Annotated in this window: 17 protein-coding genes; 15 read left to right on the top strand and 2 right to left on the bottom strand. The window is 35.5% G+C overall.

Going from position 1 to position 17,605, the window contains the following annotated elements; translation table 11 throughout:
• Nucleotides 1-3: 3 nt before the first annotated feature.
• Nucleotides 4-1,386, bottom strand: coding sequence for an ABC transporter permease (locus tag N2Z58_08930; GenBank protein MCX7654780.1), 1,383 nt, complete (start codon nt 1,384-1,386; stop codon nt 4-6).
• Nucleotides 1,387-1,499: 113 nt separating this feature from the next.
• Nucleotides 1,500-3,320 (bottom strand): ABC transporter substrate-binding protein, encoded by a 1,821-nt coding sequence (locus N2Z58_08925; protein MCX7654779.1) that lies wholly within the window; start codon nt 3,318-3,320, stop codon nt 1,500-1,502.
• Nucleotides 3,321-3,481: 161 nt separating this feature from the next.
• Between N2Z58_08925 and N2Z58_08920 the strand changes: the two genes are divergently transcribed.
• From N2Z58_08920 to N2Z58_08850, 15 genes are all read left to right on the top strand, one after another.
• On the top strand, nt 3,482-4,978 hold the full coding sequence (locus N2Z58_08920; protein ID MCX7654778.1) for an HD domain-containing protein: 1,497 nt from the start codon (nt 3,482-3,484) through the stop codon (nt 4,976-4,978).
• Between the two features lie 34 nt (nt 4,979-5,012).
• Nucleotides 5,013-5,771, top strand: coding sequence for a type III pantothenate kinase (locus N2Z58_08915; GenBank protein ID MCX7654777.1), 759 nt, complete (start codon nt 5,013-5,015; stop codon nt 5,769-5,771).
• On the top strand, nt 5,743-7,116 hold the full coding sequence (locus tag N2Z58_08910) for a radical SAM protein (GenBank protein ID MCX7654776.1): 1,374 nt from the start codon (nt 5,743-5,745) through the stop codon (nt 7,114-7,116). Before N2Z58_08915 ends, N2Z58_08910 begins: the two co-directional genes overlap by 29 nt.
• Before the next feature lie 79 nt (nt 7,117-7,195).
• Entirely contained in the window at nt 7,196-7,813 is a 618-nt protein-coding gene (locus N2Z58_08905; protein MCX7654775.1) for a site-2 protease family protein, read from the top strand.
• 30 nt (nt 7,814-7,843) lie between these two features.
• Nucleotides 7,844-8,095 carry a hypothetical protein gene (locus N2Z58_08900; GenBank protein ID MCX7654774.1) on the top strand — a complete coding sequence of 84 codons (252 nt, stop codon included), beginning with the start codon at nt 7,844-7,846 and terminating at the stop codon, nt 8,093-8,095.
• Nucleotides 8,082-8,336, top strand: a complete 255-nt coding sequence (gene zapA, locus N2Z58_08895) for a cell division protein ZapA (GenBank protein MCX7654773.1) — start codon at nt 8,082-8,084, stop codon at nt 8,334-8,336. The genes N2Z58_08900 and zapA overlap by 14 nt, the downstream gene beginning before the upstream one ends.
• Nucleotides 8,337-8,370: 34 nt before the next feature.
• The gene (gene murI, locus N2Z58_08890; protein ID MCX7654772.1) at nt 8,371-9,201 is read left to right on the top strand and encodes a glutamate racemase; all 831 of its coding nucleotides are present in this window, start codon (nt 8,371-8,373) and stop codon (nt 9,199-9,201) included.
• Nucleotides 9,134-9,982, top strand: a complete 849-nt coding sequence (rapZ, locus tag N2Z58_08885; protein ID MCX7654771.1) for an RNase adapter RapZ — start codon at nt 9,134-9,136, stop codon at nt 9,980-9,982. The genes murI and rapZ overlap by 68 nt, the downstream gene beginning before the upstream one ends.
• Complete coding sequence (locus N2Z58_08880; GenBank protein MCX7654770.1) at nt 9,979-10,932, top strand: YvcK family protein; 954 nt, start codon at nt 9,979-9,981, stop codon at nt 10,930-10,932. Before rapZ ends, N2Z58_08880 begins: the two co-directional genes overlap by 4 nt.
• A 25-nt stretch (nt 10,933-10,957) precedes the next feature.
• A complete protein-coding gene (gene whiA, locus N2Z58_08875; GenBank protein MCX7654769.1) occupies nt 10,958-11,947 on the top strand; it encodes a DNA-binding protein WhiA in 990 nt (329 codons plus the stop codon).
• A gap of 5 nt (nt 11,948-11,952) precedes the next feature.
• The gene (gene nrdR, locus N2Z58_08870; GenBank protein MCX7654768.1) at nt 11,953-12,414 is read left to right on the top strand and encodes a transcriptional regulator NrdR; all 462 of its coding nucleotides are present in this window, start codon (nt 11,953-11,955) and stop codon (nt 12,412-12,414) included.
• A 42-nt stretch (nt 12,415-12,456) separates the two neighbouring features.
• The gene (gene greA, locus N2Z58_08865) at nt 12,457-12,927 is read left to right on the top strand and encodes a transcription elongation factor GreA (protein ID MCX7654767.1); all 471 of its coding nucleotides are present in this window, start codon (nt 12,457-12,459) and stop codon (nt 12,925-12,927) included.
• A gap of 33 nt (nt 12,928-12,960) precedes the next feature.
• Nucleotides 12,961-14,496, top strand: a complete 1,536-nt coding sequence (gene lysS, locus N2Z58_08860) for a lysine--tRNA ligase (protein MCX7654766.1) — start codon at nt 12,961-12,963, stop codon at nt 14,494-14,496.
• A complete protein-coding gene (locus N2Z58_08855) occupies nt 14,493-16,232 on the top strand; it encodes a peptidyl-prolyl cis-trans isomerase (protein MCX7654765.1) in 1,740 nt (579 codons plus the stop codon). Before lysS ends, N2Z58_08855 begins: the two co-directional genes overlap by 4 nt.
• 63 nt (nt 16,233-16,295) lie before the next feature.
• Entirely contained in the window at nt 16,296-17,591 is a 1,296-nt protein-coding gene (locus N2Z58_08850) for a peptidylprolyl isomerase (GenBank protein ID MCX7654764.1), read from the top strand.
• Nucleotides 17,592-17,605 lie beyond the last annotated feature (14 nt).

Below are 17,605 nucleotides of genomic sequence, written 5' to 3'. Positions count from 1 at the left end.
CACTTAATATCTAATTCTCGGATCTAATAATGCGTAAAGTATGTCTGCAACCAAGTGTGCAAACAATACAAGTACACCGGTAAACACAAGACATCCAATGGCAAGAGGCGTATCTTGCGCTGTTGTTGCTTCAAGTAATGTAAGCCCCATACCTTTCCAAGAAAACATTGTCTCCGTTATAACCCCACCACTTACTGTTGAAGCTAACCCAATAACAAAACTTGTCATAAGTGGTAAGAGGGCTGTTCTTGCTGCATGTTTATCACGGATTACCTTATCTGGTAATCCTTTGGCACGTGCTGTTGTAATGTAATCTTCTTTTATAACTTCAAGCATTGTATCTCTCATAACGAGCATGTCACCGGCAAAATGTAGTGTAACAAGTGCTATAACTGGGAGCGCAAGATGATAAATTATGTCTAAAGCATATGTTCCCATTCCGTTCGTCATCCAATATATCATAGTCATGATAAATCCTACTATTACTGAGAACCAAATTGCCAACTTTTTTGAACTTATAGTCCTTAATCTTGAGGCAATAAATATTCCAACGATCCAAGCTACAAGCAAAAATAACTCAGTCCAAAGAAGTCTTATGAATACATCCTGAGCGCTGAATGGTGCGTTAAACCACTTGGCAGGAGTTACAAATCCAGAGAGTGGGAACCAACGTAATGTAACTGCGAATAACCATATTATTATAAGCATGTAAAACGGGGTAAATATTGTCCAAAAAACGATACCAACGAATGTTGCTGCTTTGTCTGTTATTCCTCCACGTTTCCATGCAATTCTTTTCCCAAGATCGAATCCAAGTAGAAAAGACAAAACTGAGCTTGCGAGAAACAAAAATAAAGTCCTTGGTAGTCGCTCTGCGATTATTTCTTCAACTCTCTTTGGATATTCACTAAATGATATACCCATCTCAAGATTGAAAAAGTTTTTCATATGCTTATAATACTTAACATACCACGGGTCTTCCACTCCGAAAAGTTGCTTAATCCTTTCATACATTTCTGGATTTCTCATCAATTTTGGGTCCAAAAACTTTGTTGTATAATCACCTGGCATCGCAAGAAAGATGAAAAACACAACCGTCACATATATAACGAGTAAAAGCACAATTTGGGCAATACGATTCCTGATAAATTTTGCCAAGCCTGGTAAATCGAAACCGTAAAAATATACAATTGGTGCAACGATAAAATTGAATCTGGGACTAAATAAGTACAGATATTTTATGTTGAATAATGCGCCGTAATACAATGCAAGTGAAATTCCAAGGAATATGTAGTTGATGGGTTTTTTACCCTTTTTAAGCGAATAAAACACACCTATCAATGGCAGGATTATTCCAAAAATAACTAATAGTACTTGTTTTGTCATCTTCACCTCTCCCTTGTTAAAGTTGCAAGTTGCACCACAAAAGAATTCCGTAAGCTGAGTATATACAATCCCCCCTTGCGGGGGGATTCGGATTATAAATTTAGTGTAAATTATTATTGAACCTTTCTTACACCTTCTGGGAATCCGTAGTAACCTTGTATACCATCCAGCATGTTATCAAATGGGAATCTAATAGATGTTCTGTAAGCTTCTATCATTGGGTTTGTGTAAAGAATTATGTATGGCAAATCCTCCGCAAGGATTTTTTGAGCTTCAAATATTGCCTTTCTTGCTTGCTCAAATGTGTCTGCATATTCAAATTCTTCAACAAGAGCATCAAATTCTGGGTTCTTGTAACCAGGTGTGTTGAAACCATCTGGAGCCATCTGCGAGCTGTGCCAGAACGATTTAAAGTATGTTGGTACTCTTCCAATACCCCAACCGAGTATGTACATATCAAAGTCTACGTCGTCAAATGCTTTTGTAACAATTTCATTGAAATCAGTAAGTTTCAGATTGAGTGGTATACCAATATTCTTCGCCCATTGTTCTATGTACATAGCTGTTTGCGCTCTCATTGGATCGTAATCCATGCCCGGTGAAAGAAGTGTTACCGTAGGAACTGGCTTACCATCTGGTCCTCTTAAGCCCCTACCAGGTGTTTTAACTGGGTTCTTTGCATCTTTTGGATCTATAACAGGTTCCGTATCCCACTTGAAACCAGCTTTTTTGAGCAAGCTAACTGCAAGTTGATATCTTTCACCCATGCCGAGTCCTTCACCAATTGTTTTAACTGCAGAGTTAAACCAAAATGTATTAGCGGGCGGTACAGGTGTAGCAAGAGGAATAGCTCTACCTTGTAACACTTGGTTACATATGAAATCTCTATCGATTAGTGCCGCAAGTGCTTGTCTGAACTCTTTAACGTTCATTGGGAATTTTCTCATATTAAACGCAAGATATCTGAAACCGAGCTGTGGATTCGAAACTATCTTTATGTCTTTTTGTCCTCTAAGTTGTTCTGCTTCACCCGCTGTAATTCCAACTGGGTTGTAAATGTAGTCAATATCACCGGCAATGAGTGCCTGAATAGCAACTTGTTTGTTTCCATAAACTTTGTAAACAATCGTATCTACATAAGGTCCTGTTGTAACTTCAAGTGCGACTTCACCAGCTGGCTTTGGATTGTCTGTTGACCATTTAAAGCCTGTTTTTGGATTGATTATTGAGAAACCACCATTTTTGTAGTACAAGTTCTTCTCACCGTAAGACCAGTATTTGTCGTCAGATATTTGTTTAACTACCTGAACAAACGCACCTTTTTCAACCTTTCCAATATTGAGAGCTGCTATACCAGGATCAATAACTTCCTGAGAAAGCAACCATTTCACAGGATCTTTTTGCTTCTTTGCTTTTTCAACTATTGGTTTCCAATAGTTACTGCACACAATTGCTGTCATAAGAGTATCGTAATAAATTGTCATCGTTTTCTTTTCTTTGAAATAAAACTTTACTGTCCATGTGTCAATCTTTTCGACTTTCTCTGGTTCGTAAGCCCCACCCCAGTTACCACCGGGAATTTGCATCTCTTTGACTGTGCTATACGTAAAGACAACATCGTCAGCTGTAAATGGCGCACCGTTTGACCAGCGCATGTCTTTTCTTAGTTTCACTGTTACCGTATACATGTTACCTTCCTTAACTATTTTTGGTATTTCTGCAGCTGCTGATGGTATTAGTTGTCCTTCTTTGTTCATTCCAAGTAGTGAAGGATATTTCCAAAGTTGGACCACAAAGTTCCAAGCAGATGACCCTGATCCAAGTAAGTTCCAAATGTTTGTTGTTGTAAGATCAGAGAATATACCGTAGTTGACTTGGACAGCAAAAAGTGAAAACGAAAGAAGAACCGCAAAAAGCACCAAAACCCTTTTCACAACCGACCCCTCCTTTTCGTAGAGTAGATGTACATCGTTTAATTTATATTATACAACATTTTGGTATCAGATTGCAAATTTAATTTTGAAGTTGTCTTAAATATTATATCTTTGCAAAAATTAAGAATGTTGTGATAAAATAAAAAAGGAGGTGATTTTGATTGTATTACAAAGTTTCCAGAGATCCGATTTATTCCGAAATAATGCTTTATCCACTTGAGATTTTAGCCATCGATACTAAGGCAATACAGAGATTGAGATATTTGACTCAGTTAGCTGGTGCCGAATATGTATATCCTGGAGCAACACACACAAGATTTGCCCATTCACTTGGTGTTATGCACCTTTCCGGAATATATGCAGAACAACTTTACGATGCTCCAGACAAAGTTAGAATACTTAGGCTCGCTGGCTTGTTGCATGATATAGGCCACGGACCATTCAGTCACCAATTTGATGATGTTGTTTACAAAAAACTTGGATTTAACGATGGACATGATGAATATAGACTTACATTGTTGAGAAATTATCTTCCAAAGGAACTTCTAAAAGGATACGAAGAAGCCCCGTCAAAGTTAAAAAAAGCAGTTGTAGAAGACCTTGAGATAACGCTTGGTCAAATATCTGAGAATATGGAAGAAAATTTTCAACAGCTAATTGAAGAAATAATTAAAGTTTACGAAGGTGAAAAATTTGGAACTATCGATTTTGCAATTGTACAAGGTCCACTTGGCGCCGACAGATTAGATTTTGTACTTAGAGATTCTTATTACGCAGGAACAAGGGGTTTTGGAACAGGAGCTATCGATAGACTTATCCGAAATGCAACGATTGTAAGGAAGGATGCAAGAGAACTTTTAGCGTACGATTCAAAAGTTGTAGATGAGATTTACACCATACTTTTTGGTAGGTTTATGATGTACAAAAACGTTTATTTCCACAAAACGTCACGAGCAGCAGATATGATGATTCAAGAACTATTGGAACTTTCATACAAAGCCTTGAGACTTGATGAAAGAGTAATGAATATTGAGACGTTCCTTGATTTAACCGATCAAACTGTAATCAACGAAGTGATCCGCGAATTTTATGAAATTGTCGAGCGATATGGTGGGGGCGAAGATGTCAAAGAGAGCCTTTTAAAATATGAAGTTGATTTACAACCACTTGAACTTGATATTGTAATGGCATACGAGATTGTTGAAAGACTTAAAAGAAGAAATCTTTGGAAGGTAGTGCTTGAGACGCCATTTTCAATAGAAGGTGTTGATCCTTCGTTGGTTAGCCAAGGAATAGCAAGTGATTTATTGCAAAAGATCAGACTCAAACTTGAAAGAGCATTTGAAGTAGCGGATGAAGAGGATAAAAAGATTATCATGCATCTTATGAATAACTTTGACGAAATATTTAGAATCGATACTCCGTACAAATTAACTATAGTACATCCTGAGGAATTTTTAAAAAGTAACATATACATTCTCAGAAAAAATCAGTTGATGACATTTGAAGAATACGTAAAGCTCTTTCCAGCTTACAATTTTATGAAGAGTAATCTCATCCAAATCATTCGAATTTACGTTACAAAAGATGTAAGAGAAATACTGGATAAATATAAAATTTTACCGGAAACAAGTACAGAAATTACAACAAGATGGTGAAAATTTTGTATTTAACGTAATGTGAGGTGGTATCTTGGTTCTTTTGTTTGACGTTGGAAATACACATACAACAGTAGCCGTAACAGATAATGGGAAGGAATTTAAAAGTTATAGAATAGCGACAAAAAAATATGAAACAGAAGACGAATTGTATGTCTTTTTAAGAAATTTGTTTGGAGGAGAAAACATAATTAATTTACCAATAGTTGTATCTTCTGTTGTTCCATCAGTTAACGTTGTGTTTGAATATTTTGCCAACAAATATAGCAATGGGCAGATATACTTTGTCAGTTCACAAAACTACAGCAAAATAGAGTGGAACGTTTATTACCCAAAAGAGATAGGTGCGGATAGAGTGTGTGATGTGATAGCTGCTTTTGAAGATTACGGTAAAAACTGCATAATTATAGACTACGGAACAGCAATCACTATAGAAGTGCTTAAAGAAGGGACATACGAAGGTGGAGTTATAATGCCTGGTTTTGCAATGATGATAGACGCTCTTTTCAGAGGTACTGCCAAACTACCTCTTGTTGAGCTTAAGCCTTATGAAGGTTTTATTGGAAAGGACACGGAATCGAATATTAGAATAGGAGCCATAAACGCTATGGTTGGAGCAATAAAATACGTTGTTGAGAAAATACAAGAAGAATACAAAGAGAGACCTGTTATAATACATACAGGCGGACAAGCAATGTATGTTCAAAACGAAGTTGAAGGAATAATAGATAAAGACTTGACATTGAGAGGGATGTATTACTTTTATGAAGAAAATAAAAATATTACTCATTAATCCATGGATAGAAGATTTTGCAGCTTACGATTTTTGGCTTAAACCTGTTGGATTACTATACGTCGGCTCTTTTCTTAAATCTCTTGGTGTCGAAGTTGAATTGATTGATTTAACAAATAGATATGATCCAGACTTGCAAAACTACGTAAAGGTTCCAAGAGATAAATTCTACGGTACAGGTAAGTTTCCACATACTGAAATAGAAAAACCTAATATATTAAAATTCATCCCAAGAAAATATAAAAGATATGGAATGCCAGAAGAATTATTTAGGATTAAGTTGAGAAAAGTCAAAGAAAACGGAGACGTTGATGCGGTGTTTGTTACCTCAACGCTAACTTACTGGTACCCAGGCTATTTTGATACAATAAATATAATTAAGCAAGAGTTAAATTGCCCAATTGTTTTCGGAGGATTCTTTGTTAGAAATCAGCCACATGTAGCAATAAGAAGCGGTGCTTATTTGTTTACACAAACTGACTTGAGATATTTGCCAAGATTCTTAAACAAAACATTTGGATGGGACTTACCGGAAAATGAAAAAGATTGGTTTTTGGATTTTTCACCAGCTTATGAACTTTATGAGAGGGTTGGTTATGTTGTTTTGTTAACTACTCTTGGTTGTCCGTACAAATGTACGTATTGTGTTGCACATAGGAATTGGGAAAGGATGAAATTTAAAGATCCGATCAAGATCATTGAAGAAATAGAAAAATACTCTGATCTTTTAAAAGTTAATGACGTAGTTTTTTTTGACGATGCCATACTTATTAATTGGAAAAAACATTTAAAAATTATCTTGCTTGAGATAATAAGAAGAGGGCTAAATAAAAGACTAAGATTTCACCTTCCTAATGGTATTCATGCTCGGCTTTTGAATCAAGAGATATCCGATTTGTTGTTTGAATCTAATTTCAAAACCATTAAACTTGGGTATGAAACATCTGGCAAATTGCAAGAACAAACTGGTGGAAAAGTATATGATGAGGATGTTATAAGAGCAGCTGAGATATTACATAAATCAGGTTTCACTCATGAAGAAGTGAGCGCTTATATAATGATAAACTTACCGGAACAAACTGAAGAGGATATAAGAAATGCAGTTGATGTATGTGCTTCTGTTGGAATAGATTATTCATTAAATGAATTCACACCAATAGTTGGTACGGATATATGGATAGATCTCGTAAACAAAGGAAGACTCAAAGGAACAGAAGATCCACTATTACTTAACAACACTGTTCTACCATATTGGTGGGGTAATATGTCTTATGAGCAAATACAAAAACTAAAAGAATATGCTAAAATAAAAAAATTGGAGATGAAAACTTGTGTAAAACTCTAGTATTTTCGCTGACGATGAGCCACAGAAACAGAATATGTATGACTTCAAGTTTCTAAGGTTTAGCTCAGGGGGGAAGTGTTTGAACAGCATTTTAATATCGTTGATTAGAAAAGTCATATTTGGCTTCATTGCATACTTTTTGATAAGTTGGCCACGAGAAGTATTTAGAAACACTTTATACAAACTCTTCACCATGAGTAATTCTGATGAAATTAAGCTTTCAAAGAAACAAAGCAAACTAAAAGATTTAGTAAACTTCTTAGATCCTATAGGACTTTTCACTTTTATTTTTTTTGATTTCGGCTGGACTCATAGTCCAGCAATAGATTATTCAAAGTCAAGAGGTAAAAAATTGTTTGTCTATTCTTTATCCGGAATCTTGTCAAGCTTCATACTTTTCTTTTTATATGGATTATTGTGTAAAATTTTTTATTCAAATATACTATTTAATGTCCTTTATACAGCTTCAAAATGGAGTCTAACACTTGGGATCGTTTCAATTTTTCCGATCCCGCCCCTGGATGGATCAAGGATGATACTATCTTTTCTGCCAAGTAAATATTACGAATGGTATCTGAAGTTTAATTTTTATGGGATCATATTTATGTTAGGACTACTGATCCTTTGGATTTTGCCCATGATAATGCAACCTTTGATTAATTTTATCTCAAATGTAACAAACTTTATCATATTTTGAAACTGGTAAAACGCAAGGGGGCGTGTTATAATGAATGATAAAGTGCAAGAGTTAGAAAGATTGGTGGAAGGAATAATAACAAGTTATACGGAGTTAAAAAAGGAAAACGAAAAACTTTGGAATGAACTAAATCAGGCAATTGAAAAAATCGGAATTTTAGAAAGGGAAAAGCAACATTTGGAAAACATATTAAGAAACAATGAAGAGATAATAAATAAGCTTGTCATCAGGGTGAGAGACCTGATGAAGATATTGGATGTGAGCGAGCATGAAGAGAGTTAAGATAACTCTTTTTGGTAAGGATTATGAATTTTCAACAGATAGCTCGGATGAATTAATAGATTACGTCGCTAAAAGAATAAAAGAACTACAAGCTAACTACAAAAAGCTTTATGAAGAAGTTCCATTCGATGAACTATTAGTATTAATTTTGTGTGATTTATTAGAAAACGAATACAATTCACGTAAAAAAATTGAAAACTTGGTGAATAAGTTAAAGGAGAGAGTTTCCACATTAAGATAGGTACGTAAACAATTGGAGGGTGAAACCTTAGAATATGGTCATTGGCTTATTTGACTCAGGAATTGGAGGGTTATCAGTTTTAAAAAAACTAATAGAAACGCTTCCAGCACGTTATGTCTACGTTGCAGATACTATGCGCGCGCCATATGGTACTAAGTCTCGCGAAACCATAGAGACTTTCAGTAGAGAAATCATAGGGTTTCTTATGGAAAGAAGAGTTGAGCGAATCTTCGCTGCCTGTAATACTTCAGATTCTACTCTTGCAAGGTACCGAAGTTATTTCAAAATACCATATCACAGCATAATACAAGCAGGTGTAAACGCATCAAAGTATGAACGTGTTGCCGTTATAGGCACTCATACAACGGTACAAAGTGGAATATACAAACACGCATTGGAAGATAAAGGCAAGAAAGTATCACAAAGACCTGCTCAACTTTTTGTCTCGCTAGTTGAAGAGGGAATTTTTTATGGAAATATGGTCGAAGCTGTCGTTAAATTTTATCTTGAACCGTTTAGAAGGTTTAAGCCCCAGGAGTTAATACTTGGCTGCACTCATTTTCCTTTTTTAAGAGATATAATTGCGAGAGTTATGGAGAACGTGAGAATAATAGATCCTGCGGATGAACTTGTTCGCGAAGTATCGCATTTAGTAGTTAATGGGAGACCCTTTGTAGAATTTTACGTAACAGGTAATCCTGACGAGTTTGAGAAAAAATTGAAGAAAATAGGATTCAAACACCCGTATCAAATCAAACATCTTGAAATTACCGAGCTTGAACAGAAGGTGATATATTTTGAAAGAGCTTGTGATATTGACAGGGCATTCGGGAGCGGGCAAATCGACAGCAGCAGGTCTTCTTGAAGACCTGGGATTTTTTTGTATAGATAATTTACCTCCCGAAGTAGTTTACCAAGTAGCAAGTATACTGTCAAACACTGTAGATAAACTTGCACTTGTGCTTGATGTTAGAAGTTTTCTGTTTGGCGACATAATTAAAGCAATAAACGATGTGAAAGATAGATATCCTTTCACAAAGGTTGTTTTTCTCACCGCGGCGAAGGATACCATTATACAAAGATTTGCGCATACCCGTCGTTCCCACCCTCTCTCAAAACAAACAACTTCTATCGGTGAGGCAATTGATAAGGAAATGAATATGATGAGGGATGTGATGGAAATAGCCGATCTGGTTATTGACACAACAATGTTGAATCCTCATCAACTAAGAGAAAAACTAACAGATATTCTCGAAGAAAAATCTGAAAAAAATTTTGTTGTTCATATAATAAGCTTTGGCTTCAAATACGGAATCCCGTTGGATGCCGATTTTGTGTTCGATGTAAGATTTTTCCCTAATCCTTTTTATATAACCTCCCTTCGAACCAAGACAGGTAAAGATGAAGAAGTAAAAGAATTTTTGAAAAACATAGATGGTGTAACCGATTACACGCAGAAAATAATTGATCTACTCAAAATAGCTATGGCAAGGTATGAAATAGAAGGACGGAAGGAATTAACAACTGCCATAGGCTGCACTGGAGGTCGTCACAGATCTGTTTATTTTGCCGAAGAATTAGCAAGCTTTTTCAAAAACCAAGGCTACAAAGTTACTTTAAGTCACAGGGATGTTGAACTTGGATGAAGGTAGTTGTCGTTGGTGGAGGAACAGGCCTTTCAACGCTTTTAAAAGGACTAAAACACTATCCATGTGATATAACTGCTGTTGTTACCATCACCGATGAAGGTGGTAGTTCTGGTATTTTACGCGAAGAACTGAACGTTCCACCACCTGGTGATATAAGGAACAATTTAGTTGCAATGGCAAATGATGAAAATATACTCGGTGAATTATTCAATTATAGGTTTAAAAATGGTTCGTTGAACGGTCACACGGTCGGTAATATAATATTGGCGGCATTGACTAAAATAACTGGAAGTTTTACAGAAGCGATATCAAAAGTGGCAGATATACTGGCAATAAAAGGACGAGTGTTACCTGTCTCAACGGAGATGGCACGACTTGTTGCAGTATTCGACGATGGTAAAGAAGTTTTTGGTGAAACAAAAATTGTAGAATACGGTAAGGTTCATAAAAGAAGGATTAAGAAACTAAGCTTAGATAAGATTATTAATCTGAATCCAGCTGTTTACGGAGCTTTATTAGACTGTGATATTATTATATTAGGGCCTGGCAGTTTGTACACCAGTGTTATTGCAAATCTCATAGTTCCAGATTTCAGTGATGCTGTTAAACAATCAAGAGCCGTAAAGATCTACATATCGAATATCATGACCCAACCAGGTGAAACAAACGATTATAAACTAAGCGATCACGTAGCTGAAATTGAAAAATATCTTGGCACAAAGATCGATTTTGTAATTCATTCGCTTCCTCCACACAATCAAGATGTTCTTGAAAGGTATGAAACTAAGGATTCAATACCTGTCGAAATCGATCTTCAAGATGAAAGGTTAATAGTCGGGCGTTTCTCGAAAGTTGTATTTGAAGAAGAAGAAGCACGCATCAGACATGACCATTTTATTATCGCAAAAGTGGTGTATGATCTGATAGCTGAAAAGGTAGGTTTGTGAAATTAAAATTTATTGAGGTGAAGTTGTGAGATATACTTTTTCCGAAGAAGTAAAAGGTGAATTATGTCAAGTTGAAGTATTGAGTTCGGATGAAGCACGTGCCGAGCTTGCGGGTTATTTAAAAGGAAAGGGAATCATCGTCAAAAGTGCAGTAGATGTTTATATTTCCTTAGAAGTTGGTTTTATTCCAGCAGCACGAAGAATAATGAATCTAATGCACTTACTTGGTGTTGATAAGAAACGACTTACGTTACTAAAAAATCGATTGCAAAAGAAGAGAGTACAGATATTTATACCCTTGGACATACTCGAAAAGATAGATGTTTCCATACTTGAAATCCCCAGTATAATAAATGATGATATAGGATTTTTTGGTGCTTTTGTTCGTGGACTCTTTGTGTCAGTAGGTTCAATAACAGATCCGTCAAAACATTATCATTTAGAATTTGTTTCCTATAACCAAGCTTTATTGGAATACGTTGACTCGCTATTGACCGAAGCTCTTGGAATCTCCGGAAAAATTTCAAAGATGAATTACAATTACAGATATTATATAAAAAGAGGGCGGGATATTCAGGAAATACTCGAACTTATGGGTGCTGGACGTGCCGCCCTACACTTTGAAAAAATACTTACATCGAGGGAAATAAAGGGCGATATAAATCGCTCTCTAAATTTTTTAACTGCAAACGCTAAAAGAACTGGTGAAAGTAACGCTAAGCAAATAGAATGTATTAATTTAATCAAAGATAAGCTGGGACTCGACAATCTTCCAGAAGAACTCAAACAAATTGCTCAGTTAAGATTGGAGAACGAAGAACTCTCTTTATCAGAAATTGGCGAATTGTTTAATCCACCACTTACAAAGAGTATGGTTTACAACAGAATAAAAAAACTTATGAATATTGCCGAAGAATTAAGGAATTTGGAACAGGTGCAGTTAGAAGAAATACAACAAGACTGTAAAAACGAAGAAAACACTTTTGTTATAGATAAAGATTTAGAGAGTAGGTGATTGTAGTGAAATGCCCGTTTTGTGGATACGAAGATACACGAGTGCTTGATTCAAGAGAACTGAGTGAAGGACGTGCCATCAGGAGAAGGAGAGAATGTCCTCAGTGTCATGCAAGATTTACAACATATGAAAGATACGAAACAGGCCCAATAACAGTTGTAAAAAAAGATGGCAGGAGGGAAAAGTTTGACAGAAAGAAGATCCTTAACGGTTTGCTCAAAGCCTTTGAAAAACGACCAGTCACTACCGATGATATAGAAAGAATTGTTGATAATATTGTATCAAAGCTTCAAAAAAGTGGTACACTCGAGGTATCAACAGAGCTTATAGGAAAACTCGTAATGGAGGAGCTAAAGAAGGTCGATCAAGTTGCGTACGTAAGGTTCGCCTCAGTTTATAAGGACTTTAGAGAGATTGATCAATTTATAGAAGTTATTAGAGAATTAAGAAATGAAGGACAGATATAGTTTTAGAAAGTTTTGTAAAACAACGTTCAGGAGGGATCGCATATGGAAAAGGTAAAGCTAACAAAAGAGGGTTATGAAAAGCTTAAGATGGAGCTTGACGAATTAAAACGCCAGCTCATGTTCGAAATTCCTGAAAGGATAAAAGCTGCACGCGAACTTGGTGATCTTTCAGAAAATTCAGAATACCAAGAGGCAAAGAATGAACAGGGAAGAATTGCTTCAAGAATAAATGAGCTTGAACAAATGTTGATGAATGCAGAGATAATATCAGAAAATTTTGATTCATCAACTGTTAATTTGGGTGACTGGGTTTTGTTGAAAAACATTGATACGGGCGAAGAATTAAAGGTCCAACTCGTCAATCCTCAAGAGGCAGACATATTTGCTAACAAAATAAGTGTTGACTCACCACTCGGAAGGGGGATAAATGGAGCGAAGAAAGGACAAACTGTTAAGATAAAAGCTCCCAAAGGGATAGTTAAATATCAGGTTATAGAGATAAGCGCGAGATAATTCTTATAGAAACCAACTTAGGAGGGATTTGTTTTGCTTAGAGAATTTAGAGAATCAAGATTGAAAGAGATTGAGAAAATACGTCAACTTGGAGTAAATCCTTATCCTTATTCTTACAATAAGACTCACACAACCGAAGACATAAAAAAACATTTCGAATACTTGACAAACGGGGAAGTCACGGAGCATAAAGTCTCGACAGCTGGAAGAGTAATGTCAATCAGAGAACATGGTAAAAGCGCATTTTTTCATATAAAGGACACCTTTGGTAGGATACAAGCGTACGTGAAAAAAGATAAGACAGAAAACTTTGAATTTTTCAAACAGCACATTACAGTTGGTGATATTGTAGGTGTAGAAGGTATAGTTTTCAAAAGTAACACAGGTGAGATAACAATTCTTGTAGAAAAGTTTCAGCTTTTGAATAAACCACTAAGACCTATGCCAGAGAAATGGCATGGAATTAAAGACAAAGAAATACTTTACAGACAACGATACGTTGATATGATAGCAAACGATGAAACGATCAAAAGATTTAGAATAAGATCTGACGTAATAAAGATGATAAGAGAATTTCTTAATTCCAAAGGATTTTACGAAGTTGAAACACCTGTATTGCAATATTTAATTGGTGGAGCCTCCGCAAGACCTTTTGTAACCCATTTAAACGTACTCGATATAGATATGTATTTGAGAATAGCAACAGAGCTTCATCTTAAGAGATTTATTGTCGGTGGTTTTGATAAGGTATACGAAATAGGAAAAATCTTTAGAAATGAAGGAATTTCTTACAAGCATCATCCTGAATTTACATCGATAGAACTTTACCAAGCTTATGCTGACTACGAAGATATGATGAATTTAACTGAAGAACTTATAACATACTTAGTTGAAAAACTTTTTGGAACAACAAAGATAGTTTACCAAGGTCAAGAGATTGATTTTAAACGACCTTGGAAAAGAATAAAAATGAGAGATTTCATAAAAGAGAATCTTGGTGTAGACATTCTCGAAGATAGCGATGAGACATTGGTAAAAGTTTTGAGAAAACATAACATCGAAATTGACATAAATGACAGAGGACACATGATAGAAAAACTTTGGGATCTTGTCGAAGATAAAGTTATCCAACCAACATTTTTAATTGATCACCCTGTTGAAATATCACCTTTAGCAAAAAAACATAGAAAAGATCCAAGACTTACAGAAAGATTTGAATTGATTATCTACGGAAGAGAGATGGCAAATGCTTTTAGTGAGCTGAACGACCCAATTGATCAGCTTGAGAGGTTTATGAACCAGCTCAGGTTAAGAGACCTTGGTGATGAAGAAGCACAGATGCTTGATAGAGATTTCATAAGGGCACTGGAATACGGAATGCCTCCCACAGGAGGGCTTGGCATAGGTATTGACAGACTTGTGATGTTACTCACCGACAGTGCGAACATTAGAGATGTTATAGCATTCCCTCTTGTAAGACCAGAAGGAGACATTGATATCGAGGAAATTGAAATTCAAGATGATAAAAAAATTGAAAACTTAGAATTAGAAAGGGGAGATCGTACATGAGTAAAGAAAGTAAAGATATCAAAATAAGAAGGACCATAAGTAAGTGGCAACAAGTCTTCATATGGATTATTGCTGTTGCATTTGTTGCAGGTATTGCTCTCTGGGCATTTGCAGTCAACTATACTCCAGGTGCAAAGAAAATCAAAAGGACGATAGAGGAAACAGCTGGATATTTAACGATCAACAACGAGCCTATGAAAGACGAAAACTATTGGTTATTCTCAGAAGAGATTGAGGAAAAGTACGGTGAATTGCTTGCAATGTATGGAAATCCACAACTTGATCCATATATCGAAACACCGTACATTAAAACCCTTATAGCTGTTGATTTCTTAAACAACAAAACAATGCTTTATTATGCAAAAATCAACAACATAAAATCAGATAAGAAGAAGCTCGACGAAGCTGTCAAAAGTGAAATGAATGAAGTAAAAAAGGACAACAACAAATCTAAACAAATAAAAACACAATATGGAAGTTTAACAAATTATGAAAAGGAATTCAGAAAACAAAAAGAACAAGAATTGCTGTTAGCAGCTGTTAGAGAAAAACTCGGTGGAGTTAGCGAAAATGAAGTCAAAAGCTATTACAACAAGAATAAAAACGATATAATAAACAAGTATACTAAAGCAGAAGTAGATTATGCCACCTTCAAAACAAAAGAAGAAATGAACAAATTTATTAAACTTGCTACTGAAAAAGGTATTACGCAAGCAGCCTCGGAATTGTCAGTGAATCTTACCCCACACACATTGACAAAAGGAACATTCCCAGAGGAAATTGAAAAAATGATCTTTGATGCCACTTCGACTATAGTCTCAATCCCGTACAACGAAAATTATTTTGTTTTCAACATAAAAAACGTTCAAAAAGTCGATAAATACGAATCTTTTGCAAAAAGCAGTGCTTATAAAGAAATACGAGACGAATTGTTAAACAAAAAATTCGCTGAGAACTTCAAAAAGTGGAAGGATGAGCAAAAGATTTCGTTCGAACTGAGAGATGCCGTCTACAAAGCTTGGTATACTGCACTTACTACTGAAAACAAAGATTTAATGAATGCATACAAAAAAATGTACGAGATGCTCTTTACTGATAAAGGTGAAGTTAGAACAGATATACCAGCTGAGCAAAAAACCGCATTTTTAGTGATTGCTGATAGAATAGCCGAAAGTACGGATACAGCTCTTGAAAAAATTAAGTCGGACGTGAAAGAATTTGAGAAAAAACTAGTAAATTCCGTTTACGAAACATCGAAGGGGAGTTCGAGAGAAATACTCAGAAGAATGAAAAATTATTATCCGGAGAAGAAAGACATAGCGTTTCAGTATTATTCAAAGTTGTACGATGAGGTAAAACCATATCTCTCTGTTGGCGGAGCGTACTATGTAATGAATCAGATCTTTGAAATCTATCAAGGCTTTGCAGAACTTGCTGAATCAACAAAAACTGATATAAAGATTAGAGCAGACTCTTACTACAAACTTTACGATATGAACAAGGCTTTGGACGATCCAAAAACGGCGAAAAGTTATCTTCAAAAACTAAAAGAATTGAAACCCGATTATAGTTTAGACTTTACCAAAGCAGAAAAAGAACTTGATGAAATGATAAAGAACAAAGAAGCGGCTGCAAAAGAAACTAAAAGTTCAACATCAACTTCTGTCGATGTAACTGAATCAACAAGCACCCAAACAAATTCTAAATCAACCACTACTAAAAACAACAAAAAGTAAACATTACGCCCCCGCGTTATAGCGGGGGATAATTTCATTCATAAAAAGTTGGAGGTGTTTTTTATGGTAAAGATATCGCGGCTATTATCCTTTGCCGTTCTCATGAGCTTAATTGCAGTAACAAGCCTTTTTGGAGAGTCAAAAACTGTTGCCTTTTTGGAAAAAAGTGGGAAATCCATCGAAGGTACCCAAGTTTACGAGGAAGAGGTAATGGAAGTATACGAACATTATTTGTCTTATTACGGAAGCTTTGATGAACTATTCGAAGAACCTTACGTCAAAGCCTACATACTAAACGATTTTTTGAGAGAGCGAGTTATAGGATATTTAGCTAGTGTTGAGAAGCTTGCCTCGGATGAATTTGTTAAGAAATACTCTTTTGTTACAGAAGATGATTTGAAAAAATATTATACTGATAACAGGGAACAACTAATGGAAGAAGAGTACGTGGATATTGATTATGCTATCTTTGAAACACAAGAAGAAGCACAAAAATTCTACGAAAAAGCTTTAAAAGAAGGATTCCAAAAAGCAATTGAGTCAACTGAAGATGTTCAAAGTGATTCATACGACGGATTGAAAAAATCAGAGACAAACGAATTATTTTTGGATGTGTTATTTGGAAAATATGAGAACAACATAAGGATACAATACACAGAAAGAGGTAACTATGTTTTCTTTGTGAGAAATCATAACGATTTATCGACTTTCGAAAAGTTCAAATCGTGGCCAAACTACTCAGAAGTTGCAGATAAAATTGGGAAAGAGAAACTCAAGTCTTACATAGATGCCAAAATCAAATCTGAAAACATCAAAGTTAACACTTCTGATGCCTACTTGATTTGGTTAGATTTCGTTAATGGAAAAGATCCAAAAAAGATTTTTAATGAATATTCTCCAAAAGTTTTTAGCGCGAATAAAGCAGTTATAACAAACAACAGTTGGCTTATCGCGGGTATAGTAACTGCTATAGAAGATTCAAAAAGCAATGAAGAGTTTAGGGCAGAGTATCAGTCTGCCGTCTCAAAGTTGTACAATATGGGTTATAAGACTTTCTCGGTACTTTCTCGTATGAGACAGTTTGATAATTCAGAAAGAGTAAAATTAGAATATAATGTTGAACTTTCTAAGATACTTCTCGAATACATCGAACAGGAAGAAATTATGAACGTGCTTCAATACATATACAACAACCTTAGTGAACTTGAGGAACTTTCAAACTCCTCTAATAAGGATATAAGACTGAAAGCTATGGAATATCTATATTACATGTATAAAGCTCTTGAAGACGACCATGCTGAAGAGTACTATAATAATATAATAAAGGAACAGCCGAATTACAAATTCGAAAGACATTAACACCATCACGGAGG

Origin of the sequence: Fervidobacterium sp., assembly GCA_026419195.1 — a bacterium.
In the GTDB taxonomy this organism is placed as follows: domain Bacteria; phylum Thermotogota; class Thermotogae; order Thermotogales; family Fervidobacteriaceae; genus Fervidobacterium.
Note: the sequence above shows the minus strand (reverse complement) of the source record. Positions and strands in the feature narration are given on the sequence as shown.

Bases quoted from the DNA above. Each gene is read 5' to 3' on its own strand.
- N2Z58_08930 (MCX7654780.1), bottom strand. From the start codon at position 1,386: ATGACAAAACAAGTACTATTAGTTATTTTTGGAATAATCCTGCCATTG.
- N2Z58_08910 (MCX7654776.1), top strand. From the start codon at position 5,743: ATGAAGAAAATAAAAATATTACTCATTAATCCATGGATAGAAGATTTT.
- N2Z58_08900 (MCX7654774.1), top strand. From the start codon at position 7,844: ATGAATGATAAAGTGCAAGAGTTAGAAAGATTGGTGGAAGGAATAATA.
- zapA (MCX7654773.1), top strand. From the start codon at position 8,082: ATGAAGAGAGTTAAGATAACTCTTTTTGGTAAGGATTATGAATTTTCA.
- murI (MCX7654772.1), top strand. From the start codon at position 8,371: ATGGTCATTGGCTTATTTGACTCAGGAATTGGAGGGTTATCAGTTTTA.
- N2Z58_08880 (MCX7654770.1), top strand. From the start codon at position 9,979: ATGAAGGTAGTTGTCGTTGGTGGAGGAACAGGCCTTTCAACGCTTTTA.
- greA (MCX7654767.1), top strand. From the start codon at position 12,457: ATGGAAAAGGTAAAGCTAACAAAAGAGGGTTATGAAAAGCTTAAGATG.
- N2Z58_08855 (MCX7654765.1), top strand. From the start codon at position 14,493: ATGAGTAAAGAAAGTAAAGATATCAAAATAAGAAGGACCATAAGTAAG.
- N2Z58_08850 (MCX7654764.1), top strand. From the start codon at position 16,296: ATGGTAAAGATATCGCGGCTATTATCCTTTGCCGTTCTCATGAGCTTA.